The following is a 19,942-nucleotide window of genomic DNA, read 5'->3' as shown; positions in this document are numbered from 1 at the left end:
TGGCCGCGCTGACCTCCGAATACATTACACACACGCCCTTATTTAAGCGAATCCGCTGGTAGAACCATGAAAACAATTCACTTTAGTTAACCCCGTACGCCAAATCAGAGACTTCCTAAGGCTCGGTCGCTACTTGTCAGCAACTCAGCAACCGACCAATTACTTAGTCAGAGCCGCCTTGTCACCTGCGAGTCGTCGCCAAGCAGTGGCAGACGCGACACCCATCAGCGCACCCGCCCCCAGAAACACGCTGCCCGCACCCATCGCGGTAGCACCCAAACCAGCAACCGGCGGCAGGATGACCTGCGCCAAGCGGTTACCCATCAGCCGGATGGATAGCGCCTGAGCACGCACCTCGGCATCCACCAGGGAGCTCACCCACGTCATCGACATAGGCATGACAAAGCCCCACGCCAAGCCACAGATACCAACCGCGATAACCATCAGCCACGCACTCTGTAGCCACGGCATTGCCAAAAGCGGCAGGACACCGGCACAAACTGCAATGATAAGGACCCGATTGCGGTTAGCTTTGCGCAAAACAGTCGGCATGAGGGCTCGGGAAATAATCGCAAGACCACTACGCGCACCAAGGATCGCCGTCACCTCGGCAACACTAAAGCCCAGTTCACGTCCCAGCACCGGCACATATGCCGTCAACAGGTCAATGGCTACGATGACCGCAATTGAGACAGCCATGGCGCTGGACATGCCATCGATACGCAGGATGCTTAAGACCGATGCGCCACTGGCTTCGGCCTGCGCCGGTCGCCTCTCCTCCATCCGGCTGCGGTCGCTAACAGTCGACGCCGGAGAATACTCAGTTGAGCTAGCAGCTTGCACTTCGGCGGCTGCATTCGCTTCGTGCCGTCGATAAGCAGTTGCGACCGGCCAGCCGATGACCAGGGCGATCGCACCGATTCCCGTCATCGCCCAGAGCGCGGAAGTGGTGGCGGTCATGGCGCTGCCGTCGTGGTTGGGAGTGAGCAGACCCGCACCGACGATGCCGAGGAACTGCCCGACAGAGATTCCAAGCGTGAAGTATGCAAAGAGGCTATCAAGCCCGGCGACGCCGCCACGCAGGTGCGACACCATGCCTTGAGCGGCGATGAGCGTGGTCATGTGGGCAAAACCCAGGGCCACGTAGCCGAGCAGAAGAATAGGTAGGTTCGGCGAGAGCGCCATTACTGCCGCAGCGATGACGGTGGCGACGAGACCGGAGTACATGACTTCGGTGGCACGATGGCTGTCGACAAGCTTGCCGGCGGGAAGCGCAATAATAAGAGGTACAAGTGAAAATGCGGCAGTGAACCAACCGACGGTGGCGGCGGAACCGCCAAAATCGAGGACTCGCCAAGAAAGCAGCACGCGACCGCCGTTGAAAACCGCTTGCCCCAACACAGTAATGAGAACCAATAGGCCGAACCAGCGTCTCATACCTGTTTGTAACTCCCCTTCTCCTGTGTGGTCGCACTCTTCGCGAGGCGATTTCTTTGCACGTCAATACCTAAATTGATCGGTGTTTTCTCGTTGGCTCACACTTCTGCCAACCCGCGAAGAACGGTCAAAGCAATGCGGCTTATTAAGAATAGTCCCTGAAGTTAAACATATTTAGCGCATAGAATGAATTATTCGGGCATCCTTGTCGATGTAACCGGTTTGCTTATTTAGTTAATAAAGAATCAGGAATTAGGAGCCATGCTTGAACGCACATTGGTGTTCGTCGATACGTCATATTTACTGGCGAGCTTTTACAACTCGTGGGAAACCGGAGCCCGCGGGCAATTAGAAATCGACCTTAGAGAAGTAGTTAGTGTCCTTGACCGAATGATTAACCAGCAGCTGAACCAGCCAGTTCAGCGGCAACTTTGGTACGACGGCATCCCGGAGTCGGGGCCGCATCGTTACCAGCGCTCACTGCGCACGATTGATGGTGTGCAGCTGCGCGCAGGTCAGCTCATTGAATGGGGTGACCGACGGACGCAGAAGGCCGTCGATACGCGACTCGTCGCAGACATGGTTGTCGCCGGCCTACGCAACCAAGTTTCCGATATCGTGCTGGTCTCGGGCGATGCGGACATGCTGCCCGGCGTCGCTGAGGCTTCGGCCGCCGGTGTGCGCGTGCATCTCTACGGCTTCGGCTGGGACTCTATGTCCGGTGCACTTCGCCATGCCTGCGATTCGACGACAATCCTCGATCCCCGCGAGGACTTCGCCGACGCCATGCAGCTCAATGTCCTCGAGGGTCCAATCCCACCGGTCGTCCGCACGAATAAGCCGCTGGGCGATGCCGAACCAATCGAAGATCTCGGCGCCACCTGCGTACCGGATACGCGCATCACTCCTCCAGGTGAGGGCTCGCTTGACGACGGCACGGAGAACACTCCCTCCGCCGCCGACGGTGACGTTGCTTCGCCGGAGGCCGGCACTCCGGAGGTTCCGCAGGACCAGCGCGTTGTGCCATCCCCCACGGCTGACAGCGATTCCGACTGTCGTAGCGAAGACAATGCCGCAGCCACGCCGACGGCCAAGGCCGACTCGCCGAAGTTCAACGAGGTCGAGCACGCGGCCAAGATGGGTGCCCGGGAAATCCCGGCGCAGGCTGAGCACCGCGCTGAGGTAGAGCGCACCGGCGGTTTGGAAGCTACACAGGTGGATTCCGCTGCTTCGGGCGTTTCGGCTGACTCGCCAACACAGCAAACGCAGCCAACGCAGCCAGCGCAGCCTTCTCCAGCGGCCATGCCCGGCGCGACAGTCAATACTGGCAGTGGGGCTGGTAACGACACTGCGAACAACATCGGAGCCGAGAATGCAGGCGCGTCTGCCTCCGATTCCGCGTCGTCGACTGCAACCGGCAGTGGGGAGTCGGCGACGGAGCCGTCGGCAAGCGAAGACGGTGCCAACACGAGTACGCCGAAACCAAGCCCGCGGCCGAATCCTTCGATGATGGCGCCAAGGAGGAAGCTGCGTAGTCGATACGTGCCCCTTCCGAACGAGGTGTGGGCATCCGCGGGTTTCCAGACGCCGTTCGATGTGGGACAGCAGTACGCGAACTGGTGGTACGAGAATATTGCGAACGAGCAGGCGCGCGATAGTGCCCACTTGCTCTCTGGTGGTGGGCTGCCGCCGGACATTGATCGTCCGCTGCTGCAGTTTGCGTGCGAAACCCTGCACGAATACACGCTGACGGAGACGCAGCGCGTCAATCTGCGCGATGGTTTCCACGCCGGTATCCGCGGAGTGCTGCTCGCGCGGAAGAACGGCGAATTGGAGAAGTAGCGCGCCTCAAGGCTTCGGCAGTTTCGGTGGCTTCAGCACTGCTGGCGCTACTGTCGCTGCTGGTGCGGCTGACGCGAGAAAGTGTCGGGGTTTATGGCAGTTTAGGGTGGTTTTCCCGCTCAAACTGCCATAAACCCCGACACTTTCTTGCTGTCGATTGTTGGCAACTGGTGAAGGCTACTTTGCTTCGTCTGCGTCCGTTGTGGTGTCCTCAACGGCCTCGGCAGCCTCGGCGGACTCCAGCTCGCCGGCATTATCCTTCGCGGCAGAACCGGATTCGAGAGCAGCGCTTTCATTATTCATCTGGGCACGAATTTCGGCCAGGCGCATGTCGGCAGCGGCATCGCGAGTCGAAGTCTCGATCTCAGCCATGCGACCTGCTTGTGAGGATTCCGCGAGCTCCTGAGCGCCCAACGCATTGGCGTAGCGACCTTCAATCTTCTCACGGACCGAATCTAAAGTCGGCACATTCGGATCCTCGGAAATACCCTGCATGCTCTGGAGAGTCTTCGACGCGGTCTCTTGCATCTTGGCCTGATCCGCCTGCGACTCCAGCTTGCGGATATCCTGCTTAATCTGCTCGTAGCGAGCCTGCGACTGCTGCGCCTGACGCTGTGCCTCCTCAGCAGCAGATACGGCCTGCTGGTGGAGCTGCGTAGTATTTTCCAGCTCCTTTTCAACATTCACCAGCTGGGTGGCAAACGCCTCAGCAGTGCTTTCCATCTTCTGTGCAGTGGCCTCATCGCCCTTGGCACGAGCCTGATCCGCATTGGCGAGTGCCTGGCGGGTGTTCTCGGTAATCTTGTCACGCTCGGAGGTCAACCGCCCCAGCTGCATTTCCAGCTGATTGCGGTTGCCGATGATAGCCGCAGCCTGACGCTGAATCTCCTGATGGCGCTGACGCTCGGCCTCAGCTGCCTGTGCAATCTGAACCTTCGGATCCGCATTGTCCTCGATTTTCTTATCGAACGAAGACATCATGTACTTCCAGCCCTTGGCAAATGGATTAGCCATGCAAATCCAACCTTCCTCAACATATGCGGAATAACTAATCGGAACCGAGAAGATTCCATCTCTTAAAAAATTGTACGTGAGCTAGCTCGCTCTCTCTCGGCAAACGGAAAGAGCTGGTTACCGACAAGCAAGACTCCCCCAGAGTTGTAAACTCTCTAAACATGGTTCATTGCCCTCAACGCGCGTACCGCGGACTTGCCGCGAGTCTCGCCGCGGTAATTACTCTGTCAGCAACTGCGCCGCTGGCTAACGCGACAGTCACCGCAACTGCTGACTCCACCGATACCGGCGCATTTTCGCAGGTAGTCGTCGCAGCTCCATCCTCAACGGAGCCGACTAAGCCCTCCGACGCAAAAACCAAGAAGACCACCGAAAAGCCAGCTGAAAAGACTCCCGAGAAGAGCACAGGAAAAACCACAGAGAAGTCGGCGGAACAGTCGCCTGAGAAGTCGACTGAGAAAACCTCTTCAACGACATCGGAAACGTCCTCAACGGAGCCGTCGGAAAGCACTGCGAAAAGTGAGCCGAAGGCGTTTCCCCCACTTGTGCCGGGGGCGAAGACCCAGTGGGGCCTTGGCGTCCAAACTCGTCTCGACCAAGTGACCGAGGAGTTTGATGCTAAGGGCGGCATGCTCGGCATGGGCATCCTGGATCGCCAGACCGGTGAGTTCATCTGCAACGCACACTGTGATGATGTTTTTCGCCTCGCCAGCCTGATGAAGGTATTCATCGCCGATGTCGTGGCCTACTCCAACTACACACAGCCGAAGAAGGACGAGATCGTCGCTGGCCAGGGCGATATGCCGGTTGAGGGCAACCCTGACGCCATGCTGCGCGACGACATGATTCGATACTCCAACAACGAAGCAACTGACGAGCTGTGGGATTCCTACGGCGGTGTACGCATCGTTGACAATGTCCGGCAGCGCTACGGCCTGTCGGATAAGACCGTCGGCTCGCCTATGTGGGGAGCCACCACTAGTACGCCAGCCGACATGGTCGCCTACTTTGACCGCATGCTGAGCGAAGAAGGCGGACTGAGCGACACGGAGACCAAATACATGCGTCAGCTGATGTACTCACTGCCGCGCTACTCCTACGGCGATGCAGACCAGAACTTCGGTCTGCGTGCAGCGCTACCGAAGGAAACGATTGCCAACAAATCCGGTTGGTACGAAGAGCAGCACACCACTGCCGGATTCCTTGGCGACGATGACCGTTACGCTATCGCGGTTCTGGGCAAAAACCTGACCGCCAACGACCTCACCGAAGCTGTCAAGCACGTGTTCCCGGGCGGGCAGGTTCTGCCAACAGGTGAGAAGGAGACAAAGCATGCCCGCACCAGCGCGGCACTGTCGATTGAGGAGGACTCAAACAAAGTCGCTCCAGCCCTGTGGGCACTAGTAGCGGCACTCGCTGGCTTTGGTATTGGCTGGCTCATTCGTGGCCAGCGCGCGGACTAGATACAAAAAGCCCCCGCGGGCTTGAGGCGCGGGGGCTTATCCGGCAGTGCTCCAAGTTGGAAAACGCACAGTATGCGGACTAAATCGCAGAATTTACTCGGTAGCGCTATCCTGTGCGGCCTGCTCGGCAATCTGCGCACGGACATCATCCATGTTCAGCTCCGAAGCCTGGCCAACCAGGTCGCTCAGAGCGGTCTCAGGCAGCACACCAGAGTGCTGGAACAGCAGGATTCCCTCGCGGAAAACAAACAGCGTCGGAATCGACTGAATGCCCAGGGCGGCCGAAACCTCCTGGTTGGCATCGGTGTCCAGCTTTGCGAACACTACCTCTGAGTGCTTCTCCGAAGCCTTCTCATAAATCGGGGCGAACTGGCGGCACGGACCGCACCAGGATGCCCAGGCATCAACGAGCACAATGTCGTTGTTCTGAATAGTCTCAGCGAAAGTCTCGTTCGTAATATCAACAGTTGCCATGGGGCTAACTCCTCTTACTCTTTAACGTCGTGTTCTAACTTCACGTTCTTTACGTAGGTTTTTACCCGTTAGTCTCCCACAACGCACGCGGGGGTCGATTCATTCCCGCCGGGTTCGCGGGGACGTCGTAAAGCGGCGCGTGCTAGTGGTTGATGCGGACGGTGTTGATCTGTTTACCCAGGCCATCGATGGTGATAATCATTTCCTGACCATCCTGAAGGTAGGTCTGCGGGCTCATGCCGTGGCCAACACCCGCCGGCGTTCCCGTGGAGATGACATCGCCCGGGTTCAGCTGCACGAACTGTGAGATGTAGGCGATTAACATCGCCGGGGAGAAAACAAGGTCCGCAATCGGGGCATCCTGGCGCAGCTCTCCGTCGACATATGTGCGCACCCGTGCGGAGTCCGCATCGAAAGCATCGGCTGTGAGCATCCACGGACCGAAAGCACTGGCGCGCTGCAACGTCTTCCCCTGTAGCCACTGCGCGGTGGCGTACTGGAAATCGCGCTGGGTGAAGTCATTCATAATCGCGTACCCAGCGATAGCGTCCTGCGCCTGCTCCTCCGACACCCGCAAGCAGGTCTCGCCGACGATAACCGCGAGTTCGCCTTCATAATCGAGCTTTTCCGCGCAGGCCTCCGGCACTCGGATATCATCCTTCGCACCGGCGACGGCATCGGCAAACTTCGCGAATAGCGTCGGCACCTCGGGGCGCTGGTGTCCCATCTCATCGATGTGCACGGCATAGTTCAGGCCAACACAGACGATCTTGCCCGGCCGCGTGATCAGCGGTGCGAACGCCCACGCGCTCTCCGCCATGACGTTGTCAGGGTTGTCCCCCGCCTCCGCCAAGAGTTCTTCCGCTTCACGACGCCACGTTGGCCGCGCTAACACATCTCCGAGACAGTGGTCATCAAAAAGGACCGCTACGCCGTCGCCGAGAATAGCGGCGCGGGTTGCACCCTGGTATCGCAACGTTGCTAGACGCATGGCTTTCTCATTTCTTCATGGCTATTCTCTGTGTCACTTCTGCCGCCTGATCGGCTCTCGGTTCCACGCTACCGCCTTGTTGAGCTGAATTAGGAAGCAGGTTCGCTCTTTGGTTGACGCAGAGCCTCGCCTTCAGGCTGGGAGGGAAGATTCTGGCTGCGCTGAAGAGCACGCTGTCCCGGCGTAGTCATGCGCACTACCCAAGCAGGACGGACGAAGAGCCATCCGGCACCGATGGCAAGCAGCAACCTGTGCAGACCGAGACACAGCATCGCCGCGATGATGGCCACCAGCGGCGTCATGATGACCAAGTGTGGGTCCTTCGGCAGGATGAGGTCGCAAATAATCATGACCACAACCAACATTGGAATGTGCATGAGGAAGATAGGCAGCGTTCGGCCGCCAATCTTTTCAAAGGGCACAACTAGGCGAGTGTTCTGCAGCATCGCCATAACATTGATTGCAGCCAGTGCGCCAGTGGTGGACAGGTACACGCGGGTGAAGCCGACGTTGCCTTCGTTAAAGCTCGCGTAGGTCGCCTGCACCCAGATTGCCACCGACAGGAACGCCGTCAGCGTCACTAGCAGTGAGAGGCCGCTGCGACGCTGTGCCATCCGGAAGATCCAGGGCGCACCGTACATGCCCAGCACGTAGAAGAACAGCATCTTGCTGACAAAGTCCCACGACCAGCTGGATGAGGCAAAAGGCGCCCATGCACTAATGAGGCCTGAAACGATGAGCTGAATCACCGGATGTACCCAGCGGAATGCTCGTGTGAGAATTGCAAATAGCGCCAGCGCCCACAGGAACCACAGGTAAGAAGTTGGCTCGATGACCGCGTGAAGCGTGTTGTAAATCCGCGGCCCCCACGCGCCGCGGTCCGCAATCGGCGGCGGAGACACGATGCCATCGGCATCCACGTGCGTATATGGCATGAGGAAAAGCACGAAGTCACGCAGTGGAACCCAAATCACGTAGAGATAGACCATCACCCAGATTCGGCGATTGGCCAACTTATGCCACGACTCCTTGAGTGCCTTGCCGGCGAACAGACCAGATAGCAGGAAAAACAGCGGCATACGGATTGGTCCGAGGAAGAAGTTAATCCCCGCCCACTGCGCCGTGTAGTAACCGTGCGCTTGCAGCTCTGTGACGGCATGGCCTAGCACAACCAATAGAATGCACAGCCCCTTGGCCGCATCTACCCAGCCGACGCGCTGTTTCGGCGCACTCTTATGCCTTTTAGCTTTGGCCTCCGCTGCCGCGGGAGCGGCAGTTGGTGACATAGTGCTTCCCCGCTTCCCGACGACTCCGCGTAACCCTCAAAACCTTCAAAACCGTCAACGCACGAAAACTCGCCCCATTGACTGTCACTCACCTTACCTAGCCACCCGGATTGCACTAATTCTGGGTGGCTAGGCCAGGAACCTAGAGAGAACCGCTGGGCTCCTCCGCCAGGTTGGCGAACCTGGAGTAGTGCAGCTGGTGGGCCACAGCAATGCTTCCGGTCGGTCCACCACGGTGCTTTGCGACGATAATATCCGCCTCACCAGCACGTTCATGGTCAGCCTCCTGCGAGTCCGGCCGGTAAATCAGCATGACGATATCGGCATCCTGCTCCAGTGAGCCCGACTCACGCAGGTCCGAGACCTGTGGCTTCTTATCTGTGCGAGCTTCCGGACCACGGTTCAGCTGCGAAATTGCAATCAGCGGTACCTCGAGTTCCTTCGCCAACAACTTGAGCTGACGGGAGAACTCCGAGACCTCTTGCTGTCTGGACTCGACTTTTTTACCCGAGCTCATCAGCTGCAGGTAGTCGACCACGATCATCTTCAGATCGTGCTTCTGCTTCAGCTGACGTGCCTTCGCGCGAATCTCCATCATGGTCAGGTTCGGCGAGTCATCAATAAACAGCGGAGCATCGCGGATCTTGTCGCCGACCTCGACCAACTTGGTCCAGTCCCGCTCATCCAGGTCACCGGAGCGCAAAGATGCCATGTTGATCTTCGCCTCTGCGGACATGATGCGCATCATGATTTCATTGCGCGACATCTCCAACGAGAAAATTGCGCTGGTCATGCCGTTGCGAATCGAGGCCGAACGCATGAAGTCCATCGCCAGCGTGGACTTACCCACACCCGGGCGAGCCGCAATAATCACCATCTGACCTGGGTGAAGACCGTTTGTCAGCTTGTCCAGGTTGGTAATCCCCGTCGGCACACCCTGCGCCAGACCGCCGTTTTGGGTAATAAGATCCAGTTCCTCCAGCGTGTCATCCAGGACATCGGCGATGGGAACGTAGTCATTCTTCGTGTTCTCACGTCCAACACTGAAGATGAGCTGCTGCGCCTCATCCACCAGCTGCTCCGGCTCCGTGTCCTCCGCGCCCGCATAGCCGATCTGGGCGATCTTCGTGCCGGCCTCTACCAGGCGACGGATTGTCGCCTTCTCCGCAACAATGCGGGCATAGAACTGCGCATTCGCCGCCGTTGGCACCAGGGAGGCCAAGGTGTGCAGGTACAGCGGACCACCGATGCGCTCCAGGTCTCCAGTTCGATCCAGACGACCTGCCAGCAAAATGGGGTCAATTTCCGAGGACTCACCGTAGAGGTGCAAAATCGCCGAGTAAATCGTCTGGTGCGCCGGTCGGTAAAAATCCTCCGGTGTCAGCTGCTCGTACACATCCGCAACGACCTCTGAGTTCAGCAGCATCGCGCCGAGCACACTCTGCTCCGCCTCGATATTGTGCGGCGGCGTGCGCTCAAAAGTCGCGCCAGCGACCGCACTCGCACGAGCGCCACGACCACGGTCTCGCTCCCAGTCCCGCGCCCCAGATCCGCTTGCCGACGATCCGTTGCCCGAGCTCTGCGAGAAAGAATACTCCTCCGGTGGAGCATCCTCTACCGGCGGTTCCGGGGGCAGCGGAACGTCATCGAAAGAATCATCGTGGGAATTTACCGAGTAGGACGACGCCTCGTCCCCTGCTCCTGAATGACCACCATCACCTACAGGCTGACTCATCGTGAGCAGCTCCTCCCCTTCTGGACCACTTAGGTGCCTTTTCAACCCTGTTGCTGACTGACCGTCACATTCAATATGTCTGTTCCGACCGCCAGCACTGGACACCTGACTACCTACCGCAGTTATACCTGTTCGAGCGGATTGACGGACCTGTAAAAGTACCCTTGAAGGCCCCAGAAAACAATCTTCTACGGCGTTTATCCCCGAAGTTATCCACAGCACCTGTGGATAGGCCTGGGGAGAACATGTGCACAATCAAGAAAAGTCCAGGTAAACGGTCCGTAACCCTAAACCGCCGCTTGAATGTTAACGGGGGTAGCGGAGTTTCAACCCGAAAATATTCTATCTACGCAGGTCAGTACATATTTGCCTTAATCCTGCACAAATGTAATCCTCTGTTGCCCTTTTAGCATCGATGCTGCTCATGCGGAGATTATTAACGATGAATTAATAAAAATCTCGCGTTCTCCAGAAAAGCTATCCACGGCAGCCAGGCAAGTTACCCACAGGTTTATCCACAACAATCATCGTTAGCCTGTGGACAAGTCGTAGATGCTCTTTCCAGCACCTGCGTAAAAGGCTTTAAGCCAGCCTTAAACCACGAAAAGCCCCGACCTTTCACTACGAAAGATCAGAGCTTCACGTGTGCTGTTGTCATTGGGCCTCAGAGCCCGCGCACATCCTTAGGCGCGGCGCTCGTCGGCCGCCGTCAAAGTAAAAACTTTAAACCGCGAACTTACGCGGCGACGACCTGTACGGAAACATGCGCGGTAATCTGCGGGTGCAGCGCGATGTCAACGGTGTGCTTACCAAGGGACTTGATCTGGCTCGGAGCAAGCACGACTGCGCGCTTGTCGATAGCCTGACCGGAAGCCTTACGAACTGCATCGGCGATGTCACCCTTGGTGACGGAACCGAACAGCTTGCCATTTTCCGAAGCCTTCACAGCAACGGAGACGTTGTCGAGCGAATCAATCTTCTGCTTGACTTCACGTGCATGGTCGAGGTCGCGGATAGCGCGAGCCTCCTGGGCACGACGAATGCCCTCGATCTGCTTTTCTGCGCCGCGGGTGGCAACAATTGCCAGTCCGCGAGGAAGCAGGTAGTTACGTCCGTAGCCGGCCTTGACCTCAACGATGTCGCCTGCGACACCGAGCTTGTCAACGTCGGCGGTGAGGATCAGCTTCATGATCCCTGCCTTTCGCTGGATATGTCTTTAAAAGATTATGAGAATTGTGGATGCTAAATCTGCTGCAAACTAGTCACGTAGTGCCGTGGCTGGAAGGAGCTTAGAACGGAGGCTCATCGCCGCCGAAGCCGCCACCGGCCGGAGGAGCTGAGTTCCACGGATCTTCCGCAGGAGCTCCGCCACCAAAACCGCGATCACTCTGTCCACCCTGGTTGCCCTGGTTTCCACCAAAGCCACCGCCGAAACCACCACCGGCATTTCCACCTTGGCCGCGGTTACCGCCGCCAAAGTTTCCACCGCCGTTGCGTGGAGTGCGCGTGACCTGAGCTCGAGCGAACTTCAGGGACGGACCCACCTCATCGACCTCAACCTCAAAGACGGTACGACGCTCGCCCTCGCGGGTCTCGTAGCTGCGCTGGCGCAGACGACCCTGGACGATGACACGCATGCCCTTGGAGAGACTTTCGACAGCGTTCTCCGCTGCCTCACGCCACAGGCTGCAGGTGAGGAACATGCCCTCGCCGTCAACCCACTGGCCATCTCGGTACACCCGCGGAGTCGACGCAACGCGGAAATTCGCCACGGCGGTGCCGTTCTGGGTGTACTTAAGCTCCGGGTCAGCAACCAAGTTGCCAACCACTGTGATTTGTACGTCTCCCTGAGCCATGCTTCTTCTCCTCGGTTGTATTCTGTCGAGCTGATGATGGGGCTTTCGCCCGCTATCCTACGGCTTTCGCATTACCGGTGTGCCCCATTCGAGCACTCTGGATACGCAAATATGACGCAGATTAACGATCAACCCGCAGCACCTTGGTGCGCAGGATGCTGTCGTTCAGATTCAGACGACGGTCGAGTTCCAGCACGGTTGCGGACTCGCAGGTGAGGTCGACGACAACGTAGATGCCGTCTTCCTTCTTCTCGATCGGGTAGGCGAGGTGGCGCTTACCCCAGATGTCCACCTTCTCCACCTTGCCGTTCTCCTTGCGGACAACGTCGAGGTACTTCTCCAGGGACGGGCCTACGGTGCGCTCATCCTGAGACGGATCGATAATAATCATTACTTCGTAGTGACGCACGGACCTCATCACCTCCTATGGTCTAGTTCTTGTATTTCGGCTACACAGCGTGGTGCGCTGGCACTATCTTTCATGCCAGCCGCTATGCAGCAGGAGGATCGTTGCGTCAAGCAACCCTGCCAGGGTACCGCAGGCAGAGGTATATGTCCTAATCGCAGGCGCCGTCGGCAAGCAGTACTGGCAAGCGGCGTCGGGGCGCCGAATTTAAAGAGACGCACACAGAGCTACTGCGTGCGTCTCTTTAAATTGTGAAGTTGTCGCGTGCTTGGTGGGCAGTTAGCGCTCTAACAACTAACTATCAGGCCTGCGTCCTACATTGCTGTCGAGGAAGCATGCGCCAACGCAATAATCACCGGAATGACTGTCGCGAACAGGAAAGCTGCCAGACACAGAACCCAAATGATTGCTGTTTTCCACTTCTGCATGAAGCCCCAAAAAGCCGTGCCGAACATCAGGAAGCCAATCGCGACGCAGACGATGGTGAAAATCACCCACGTATCCACTTACTGTCCACCCCCAGAGTTACCAGGGTCTCCGCCGCCTTCATTGCCACCACCGAGACCACCGCCCCCTGGAAGCGGGATGGGCAGCAGGTCAGCGATTCCGCCACCGCCGCCACCGCCGCCGTCGCCGCCCGGAAGCGGAAGTGGTGCAGGCTGCTCATTGGAGGACTCAGGGGTCGACTCCTCGGATGACTCCTGTTCGGTGGTCTCCGGGGCATAGTCCTGGCCATAGTTAGAGTCAGAGGTCGACGGCGCCTGGTACTGCGGTGCACCTGCGACACCGCCGATTGGTTCCGGCTTAGTGAAGTACTCAAAGTCCTCGTTAGCCAGTGCGTTATCCATGGTGTACTTCCACAAATCGCCCGGGGTTTGGGCACCATACATGACTCCACCGTAGGAGTTGTAGAGCGCCGAACCATCGACGTTGCCAACCCATACTGCGGTCGACAGCTGCGGGGTCGAACCAATCATCCACGCATCCTTGTTCTGGCCGGTGTCACCCAACTGCGTAGTACCGGTCTTGGCAGCCGACGGGCGACCACCGCCCAAAGGCTTGTTACTGTAGCCCGCAATGGGCTCCATGGCTGATATCACGTTGGTGGCCACTGCCTTAGAGACTCGACGGTCACCCTTGTCGGCATTGGACTCGTAAACGATCTCACCCTTGGAGTTTTCGACCTTCTCTACGAAGTGCGTCTGCTGGTAGACGCCGTCATTAGTCAGCGTAGCCAGACCAACAGCCATATCCAGCGGACGTGAGAGGTACTGACCCAGGGTGATGCCGTCCTGCGAGTGGCCATTGTCATCCATCAGAGTCTTTTCAATACCCGGGATCGACTCGGCCACACCCAGGCGATGAGCCATCTTGGCGGTGTCATCCGGGCCATTCTTCAGGTCACGCTGCAGGCGAATAAACGGGGTGTTCAGCGACTGCTTCAGGGACTCGTAAATCGGGAGAACACCACCGCCGGCGCCACCGGAGTTGTACAGAGTAGCGTTACCGGACTGGACAGGTGCCGAAGAGTACTGCGCGGTCAGAGGAATGCCCTGATCAAGCGCTGCTGCCAGCGCAAAGATCTTGAAAGTAGAACCGGTCTGCAGACCGCTGTTCGCGTAGTCCCAACCAGTCGGATCATCGCCACCGTAGTAGGCGCGGACAGCACCGGTCTTCGGCTCCACCGAGACGATGGCGGCGCGCAGACCTGTTGACTGGTCGACGTAGTTCTCCATCGCATCCAGGGCAGCCTGCTGCACCGTCGGGTCAATGGTCGTCGTAATGCGAAGGCCGCCAGTGTTGACCTCCTGCTCGGAGATTCCCTCGCGCTCCAACTCAGCCAGCACCTGATTCTTAATCATGGCAGCCGGGCCGGGCTCCGGAGCCTGCTTCGGCGCCAACGCCGGATCGATGGTCTCCGGGTACTGCATTCCCGCGCGGTCCTGCGGCGAGACGATGTTCATCTCCACCAGGCCATCGAGGACGTAGTTCCAACGCTGCTCCGCCTCTGGACGGTTAGTCCACGGATCCAGTGCGGATGGACGCTGAATCGAGGCCGCCAGCACAGCACCCTCTTCGGCATTCAGCTCACCGACTTCCTTACCGAAGTAGGCCTTCGACGCTGCCGCGATACCGTATGCGTTACGACCAAAGTAAATCGTGTTGAGGTAGGCCTCAAGGATTTCGTCCTTAGTCCACTCCCGCGCCATCTTCGCCGACATGACCAATTCCTTGGCCTTACGGGTCAGCGTGCGCTCATTGCCCACCACAGCATTCTTGACGTACTGCTGCGTAATGGTCGATCCGCCACCGGCACTGGAATTACCAGTCACGACTCCCAGAGCCGCACGGCCATAACCGGTCAGGGAGAAACCCGGGTTGGTATAGAAATCACGATCCTCGGCTGCCAGCACTGCATTGCGTACAGCATCCGGCACCTTGTCGATTGTGATGTTGCTTCGGTTACCGCCCTCGGGGACGATGCGCGTGATTTCCTTTTCACCAGTACGGTCATAAATCACCGCAATCTGGCTATTGGCCAACTCCTCTGGCTCCGGCACGTCCGTTGTCGCATAAGCAACACCGAACACAACTAGCGGCAACAGCACGACCAACGCCACGGCTAGACCGAGCCACGCTAAAATTCGCCGCTTATTATCAGTCGGCTGTTCTTCTTGCGCCATCGAGCTTTCCTCTTCATGGTCATCTGGTTCATGGTCATCTGGGGCGTACTGCCCCTTCGCCGGGTCCAGCTCGCTTGCCGACGTCATCTCTGAATCGGTAGCCAAACCCTCGTCACTGCCACCGACCGAAACAGCATCAATGCTGTCGCCGGAATCGTCGTCAAGCGATGCGTCATCGGAGCGTGCGTGCGTATTGAAGGAATCAGCATCCGGCTGATTCCACCACTCGCCTGATGAATTAGAACCCTGGCCCTCGTGAGGGCTGTTAGGACCGCCTGGGCTATCGGGTCGATCATTGCTCACGGGTGCTCTCCCTAGTTTTCTGACTCTTCTCGAGCTGCCTGAAGTGTCCGGGTCAGGAAACTCCACTTGCAGTCGGGGCACACCTCAACTTCTTTGACGGTGCACGAACCATATTCATTAACTATTGCGGATAATTCGTTTTCAGTACAAGCAGAGCCGGAACGACGGCCCAAGTTTTCTCCGAACACCCAGAATACGAGTCGGAGATGGAATTTGCGACATACTGGGCACTCTTCCTGGGACTTTCTGCCGTGAAAACGCGCGGCAGCGACCAGCCGAGCATCGGCATCACAGAGTGATTTCCGTGAAATCTCCCCTACACGCCACTGCTCCAATAACTGCTTCTTGAGCAAGGAGTGATCAATCTCGCCCTGCCATGTCATCACGAAGACAGATTAGCAGGCTCGTGCGGGCTGGTTTCACCCCCGCTTTATCGGTAAACACATGCCCCCTCACGGTTCGGGCATCGGCAAAAAACGCATAAAGGTATAACGTCACGCTCGTTACCTCAATGCGCGCGCCCACTCACGGCCGCACCGCTGGCGCAAGGTCCTGGTGCGGGGTTCTGATGCTAGGTCTTGATGCGAGTTCCCGGTGTGAGTTCCCGGCGCGAGGTCAAAGCCTCCGAGCACATAGTTTCAAGGAGAATTACTAAATGAGTTCAATTCGCGTCGCTATCGTCGGCGTCGGCAACTGCGCCTCTTCCCTGGTGCAGGGTGTCGAGTTCTACCGCGATGCAAAGCCCGATGAGACCATTCCTGGCCTCATGCACGTCGTCTTCGGCGACTACCACGTCTCCGATGTCGAGTTCGTCGCAGCTTTCGACGTTGACGACAAGAAGGTCGGCAAGGACCTCTCCGAGGCCATTGTTTCCTCCGAAAACTGCACCATCAAGATTGCCGATGTCCCGACTCTCGGCGTTGAGGTTCAGCGCGGCCCGACCCTGGACGGCGTTGGCAAGTACTACGCGGACACCATCGACGAATCCCCGGCTGAACCGGTCGACGTAGTTCAGGCGCTGAAGGACGCCAAGGTCGATGTCCTGGTCTCCTACCTGCCGGTCGGTTCCGAGCAGGCCGACAAGTTCTACGCACAGTGTGCCATTGACGCTGGTGTGGCCTTCGTCAACGCCCTGCCGGTCTTCATCGCATCCGACCCGGAGTGGGCCAAGAAGTTCGAAGACGCGGGCGTTCCGATTGTCGGCGACGATATCAAGAGCCAGGTCGGCGCAACCATCACCCACCGCGTCATGGCCAAGCTATTTGAGGACCGCGGTGTTCGCCTCGAGCGCACCCTGCAGCTCAACGTCGGCGGCAACATGGACTTCAAGAACATGCTCGAGCGCGACCGTCTCGAGTCCAAGAAGATTTCCAAGACCCAGGCTGTCACCTCCAATCTCACCGGTCCACTGGCCGGCAAGATCGATGACCGCAACGTCCACATCGGCCCGTCGGACTGGGTGGACTGGCTGGATGACCGCAAGTGGGCCTACGTCCGACTCGAGGGCAAGGCCTTCGGCGAGGTGCCGCTGAACCTTGAGTACAAGCTCGAGGTCTGGGACTCCCCGAACTCCGCCGGCATCATCATCGATGCTGTTCGCGCGGCCAAAATCGCCAAGGATCGCGGCATCGGCGGCCCGGTTTACGCCGCTTCTTCCTACCTGATGAAGTCCCCGCCGAAGCAGCTTGCCGACGATGTTGCGCGAGCACAGCTCGAAGCATTTATTAAGGGCGAAGACTAAAAGGTACAAGCACTCAAAAGTACAAGCGAGCAGCTCCGAGAGCATGTTCCTTGAAAAGCGCCAGCCGGTTACCCATGCAGTAGCCGCTGGCGCTTTTGTGCTCCTCTATCCCCTATCCTCCCCGATTCCTTCCACGCCCTCCTCGCCCTACTCGCTGCTGCGCCCACCTCGTCCCTGCCATGGATGCGTGCGCTGCAGTCGTCGTAAAGCTGACAGCAATACATCCGAGAGGATTGATTCGCGAGATATATCGCAAGCCGAAAGTATTCGTGAGAGTAGCCGGATGGCTACCTCCAAGCCAACGTTCTAAGTACAGAAGAAGTGACACTTTAGGGGGTTTCTGCCAGCGCCGAAAAAACCTTATACGCAGATAGGTTTAATGCTTTGTACTGGGGTTTTAGATGATCGATGGAGAATTCCTAATGATTTCATTGCCGAAATCACCAGTTGTAGAAAAATAAATAGCACCCCAAATAAATTTCGTATTGGCAACTAGCGCTGTTCGCATATAACATCGTCGCTATGACATTATCTTCGGGCTCGATTGGCAATCCTGATGCCGTTACTCCTCTGTCGCTCGCTAAGCGCATTCGCCCTCTCCTGACTCGCGCTGAGCTGCTCTACAGCCGCCGCTCCTCGGAGTCCCAGCTCAGTCGTGCGCAGCTGTCCATCATGATGACCCTGGAGGCACTGGGCGCCTGCCGTATCAGCCAGTTGGCTGAGGCCGAGGCCATCCGCATGCCCACCGCCTCCAACGCCGTGCACCACTTGGAGGTCGCCGGCATGGTGGAGCGCGTCCGCGACAGCAAAGACCGCCGTGGCGTCCGCGTTGAACTGACCGACCGTGGCCGTGAAGAACTGCACCGTGTTTCTGAAGAGCGCAATCAGCAGATGGCTGAAATGTTCAGCACGCTGACCCAGGAAGAGCTGGAATTTGGCGCTGGTCTTGAGACGATTCTGTCCAAGATTCTCGAAAACTACCCGGAGCATCCAAAGACAAACCCAAGCGTCTAGTCTCTTTTTCAGCTTAGCCCTGCCCTCTTTAAGCCCACAGGCAGGGTACATAGCTTTTACACGTCATCAGTGCCGTTTTATATATGCCCGCCTATCCACGTAGGCTATTACCCAGAAGCACCACTTGGATATTTCTGAGTAATCACAGGAGGATTAGCGATGGCTTCCCGCCCGCTTCGTATCATGATTGCGTGGCGTCCAGGCGAGTACGGCACCGAAACGCTTGCTTACGCCGCTTGGTTAGCTCGCACCACGAAGGTGCAGATTCGCGTCGTCAGCGCACTGTCGCGCGGCTGGCCGCTGACCTCACTGGCTCGGCTGCGCACCAATGACTCCTGGGTTGCCCACGAAACCGAGTCTCTTGAAAAAATCATCAAGGATGAGCTAAAGCTCGCTGGCCTGCGCAAGGGCATGCTTGACGACGATGCCGTGCGGATCATCGAATCCTCCAGCGAATCTACAACTATCTGCAACGAGGCCGAAGAATTCGAAGCTGATATGGTTCTGCTTGGCACGCGCCGAAGCAATACCAAGGACTGGGCCGCCAAGAACCGCAGTCGCTTTACCGCGGGGTCGACTTCGGATGCGCTGCTGCACTACTCGCCAACTCCACTGGGGCTGGCTATCCCCGGCGCGAAACTTTCTAAGCATGGTGTGACCCGTGTCAGCATTTGTTACATTGACACTCCGCAGTCGCACCACGCATTGAATAAGGCTGCTGACCTGGCACACCGTTGGGAAGTTCCCCTGCGTCTGGTCTCGTTTACGCCCCGCGGTGCGACCATGTACCCGACGGAGAACGGCTACGGCCCCTCCTCGGACCTGATGATTGAGTGGCGCGAGCAGGCGATGGGGCTGCTCGACCGCGGTACCGACCGCGCGCATACCCGTTACCCAGATCTGTCCATCGATGCGGACGTGGCCTCCGGCAACGGTTGGGAAGAGGCCATTCAGTCCATCAAATGGAAGAAGGGGGACTTGCTCGTTTTGGGTTCGTCTACTCTTGGCCCATTCGGACGAATCTTCATCGGATCGTCGACTAACCACATCGTTCGCCACAGCCCGGTGCCAATGCTGATTACTCCGGCCTAGTATGGCAGGCACATCAGAAGGGATTTAGAGACGAGGGGAGCAGATGGTGGATAACGCACCGGGGCACAGTAAACCGGAGCGCAGCGAGGATGAAATCTTCGACAAGCTTGAGCGCAAGATGTATTCCGGCAGGCGCGCCTACATCTACACCGCGGGTGTGATTCTTACTACGCTGCTCGCGGGCCTCATTATCGGCATCGCTGGCGCGATTGTCGGTGGCCCCACCTGTGATGCGGGTAAGTCCAGCTTCCTCTGCTCCCGCACGTGGGAGATTCTTTTTCCCGTTGTTCCAGGCGTAATCTCCCTGGTTGGCTGCCTTTTTGGTTTCTGGCAGACCTACGTGGAGTGGAAGAACTTCCGCAACTGGCGCCCGTGGCTCGCCATGTGCTGGGTGCTCATGCCCTTCACTTTGATGTGGATGCTCTCCACATTCGGCGTCCTGATTCTGGGCGTTAAGTAGGGGTAAGAGGCGGCCAGCCTCGACGCCACCCTCTTGAGGTTTTTGCGAGAACGCCTCAAGCGAGAAAGTGTCTGGGCTTATGGCAAATTTGAGCCGATTTTAGGCCTTAAACTGCCATAACCCCAGACACTTTCTTGTACGCAC

Annotated in this window: 18 protein-coding genes; 6 read left to right on the top strand and 12 right to left on the bottom strand. The window is 57.9% G+C overall.

The annotated features are described in order from the left end of the window. Positions 1-159: 159 nt before the first annotated feature. On the bottom strand, positions 160-1,437 hold the full coding sequence (locus tag HMPREF2651_RS00935; protein ID WP_038627040.1) for an MFS transporter: 1,278 nt from the start codon (positions 1,435-1,437) through the stop codon (positions 160-162). Between the two features lie 261 nt (positions 1,438-1,698). Here HMPREF2651_RS00935 and HMPREF2651_RS00930 point away from each other — a divergent pair, with 261 nt between their 5' ends. Then, on the top strand, positions 1,699-3,279 hold the full coding sequence (locus tag HMPREF2651_RS00930; protein ID WP_049181286.1) for an NYN domain-containing protein: 1,581 nt from the start codon (positions 1,699-1,701) through the stop codon (positions 3,277-3,279). 177 nt (positions 3,280-3,456) lie between these two features. Here HMPREF2651_RS00930 and HMPREF2651_RS00925 read toward each other — a convergent pair whose 3' ends face one another. Beyond that, positions 3,457-4,293: a PspA/IM30 family protein gene (locus HMPREF2651_RS00925; protein ID WP_049181976.1), complete on the bottom strand. Its 837-nt coding sequence runs from the start codon at positions 4,291-4,293 to the stop codon at positions 3,457-3,459. A gap of 161 nt (positions 4,294-4,454) precedes the next feature. Here HMPREF2651_RS00925 and HMPREF2651_RS00920 point away from each other — a divergent pair, with 161 nt between their 5' ends. After that, positions 4,455-5,756, top strand: a complete 1,302-nt coding sequence (locus HMPREF2651_RS00920; RefSeq protein WP_038627046.1) for a serine hydrolase — start codon at positions 4,455-4,457, stop codon at positions 5,754-5,756. Positions 5,757-5,849: 93 nt separating this feature from the next. Here HMPREF2651_RS00920 and trxA read toward each other — a convergent pair whose 3' ends face one another. The 10 genes from trxA to HMPREF2651_RS10865 all read right to left on the bottom strand — a co-directional run bounded on the left by trxA (position 5,850) and on the right by HMPREF2651_RS10865 (position 15,874). Continuing rightward, positions 5,850-6,230: a thioredoxin gene (trxA, locus tag HMPREF2651_RS00915; protein WP_005511980.1), complete on the bottom strand. Its 381-nt coding sequence runs from the start codon at positions 6,228-6,230 to the stop codon at positions 5,850-5,852. Positions 6,231-6,372: 142 nt separating this feature from the next. Then, a complete protein-coding gene (locus tag HMPREF2651_RS00910) occupies positions 6,373-7,221 on the bottom strand; it encodes a fumarylacetoacetate hydrolase family protein (protein WP_049181972.1) in 849 nt (282 codons plus the stop codon). Between the two features lie 89 nt (positions 7,222-7,310). After that, positions 7,311-8,507: an acyltransferase family protein gene (locus tag HMPREF2651_RS00905; protein ID WP_049181970.1), complete on the bottom strand. Its 1,197-nt coding sequence runs from the start codon at positions 8,505-8,507 to the stop codon at positions 7,311-7,313. Between the two features lie 142 nt (positions 8,508-8,649). Continuing rightward, a complete protein-coding gene (gene dnaB / locus HMPREF2651_RS00900; protein ID WP_049170075.1) occupies positions 8,650-10,242 on the bottom strand; it encodes a replicative DNA helicase in 1,593 nt (530 codons plus the stop codon). A 736-nt stretch (positions 10,243-10,978) separates the two neighbouring features. Then, the gene (rplI, locus tag HMPREF2651_RS00895) at positions 10,979-11,431 is read right to left on the bottom strand and encodes a 50S ribosomal protein L9 (RefSeq protein ID WP_005511982.1); all 453 of its coding nucleotides are present in this window, start codon (positions 11,429-11,431) and stop codon (positions 10,979-10,981) included. 100 nt (positions 11,432-11,531) lie between these two features. Further along, entirely contained in the window at positions 11,532-12,098 is a 567-nt protein-coding gene (locus tag HMPREF2651_RS00890) for a single-stranded DNA-binding protein (protein WP_005511984.1), read from the bottom strand. A gap of 121 nt (positions 12,099-12,219) precedes the next feature. Further along, positions 12,220-12,507 (bottom strand): 30S ribosomal protein S6, encoded by a 288-nt coding sequence (rpsF, locus tag HMPREF2651_RS00885; RefSeq protein WP_005511978.1) that lies wholly within the window; start codon positions 12,505-12,507, stop codon positions 12,220-12,222. 311 nt (positions 12,508-12,818) lie between these two features. Next, complete coding sequence (locus tag HMPREF2651_RS00880) at positions 12,819-13,010, bottom strand: hypothetical protein (protein ID WP_049181968.1); 192 nt, start codon at positions 13,008-13,010, stop codon at positions 12,819-12,821. Beyond that, positions 13,011-15,491 carry a transglycosylase domain-containing protein gene (locus HMPREF2651_RS00875; RefSeq protein WP_049181967.1) on the bottom strand — a complete coding sequence of 827 codons (2,481 nt, stop codon included), beginning with the start codon at positions 15,489-15,491 and terminating at the stop codon, positions 13,011-13,013. An 11-nt stretch (positions 15,492-15,502) separates the two neighbouring features. Beyond that, positions 15,503-15,874: a DUF5318 family protein gene (locus HMPREF2651_RS10865; protein WP_224786660.1), complete on the bottom strand. Its 372-nt coding sequence runs from the start codon at positions 15,872-15,874 to the stop codon at positions 15,503-15,505. Positions 15,875-16,146: 272 nt separating this feature from the next. On the opposite strand from HMPREF2651_RS10865, the gene HMPREF2651_RS00870 reads away from it, so the two are divergent. From HMPREF2651_RS00870 to HMPREF2651_RS00855, 4 genes are all read left to right on the top strand, one after another. Beyond that, complete coding sequence (locus tag HMPREF2651_RS00870; protein ID WP_016421706.1) at positions 16,147-17,232, top strand: inositol-3-phosphate synthase; 1,086 nt, start codon at positions 16,147-16,149, stop codon at positions 17,230-17,232. A 522-nt stretch (positions 17,233-17,754) separates the two neighbouring features. Further along, positions 17,755-18,246, top strand: coding sequence for a MarR family winged helix-turn-helix transcriptional regulator (locus tag HMPREF2651_RS00865; protein ID WP_016421708.1), 492 nt, complete (start codon positions 17,755-17,757; stop codon positions 18,244-18,246). A 159-nt stretch (positions 18,247-18,405) separates the two neighbouring features. Further along, the gene (locus tag HMPREF2651_RS00860) at positions 18,406-19,338 is read left to right on the top strand and encodes a universal stress protein (protein WP_049181966.1); all 933 of its coding nucleotides are present in this window, start codon (positions 18,406-18,408) and stop codon (positions 19,336-19,338) included. 43 nt (positions 19,339-19,381) lie between these two features. Continuing rightward, positions 19,382-19,798, top strand: coding sequence for a hypothetical protein (locus tag HMPREF2651_RS00855; protein ID WP_049181964.1), 417 nt, complete (start codon positions 19,382-19,384; stop codon positions 19,796-19,798). The last annotated feature ends 144 nt before the right edge of the window (positions 19,799-19,942 follow it).

Origin of the sequence: Corynebacterium sp. HMSC063A05 (genome assembly GCF_001809695.1) — a bacterium.
Lineage (GTDB): Bacteria > Actinomycetota > Actinomycetes > Mycobacteriales > Mycobacteriaceae > Corynebacterium > Corynebacterium amycolatum.
This window is presented reverse-complemented; position numbering and strand designations above follow the sequence as displayed.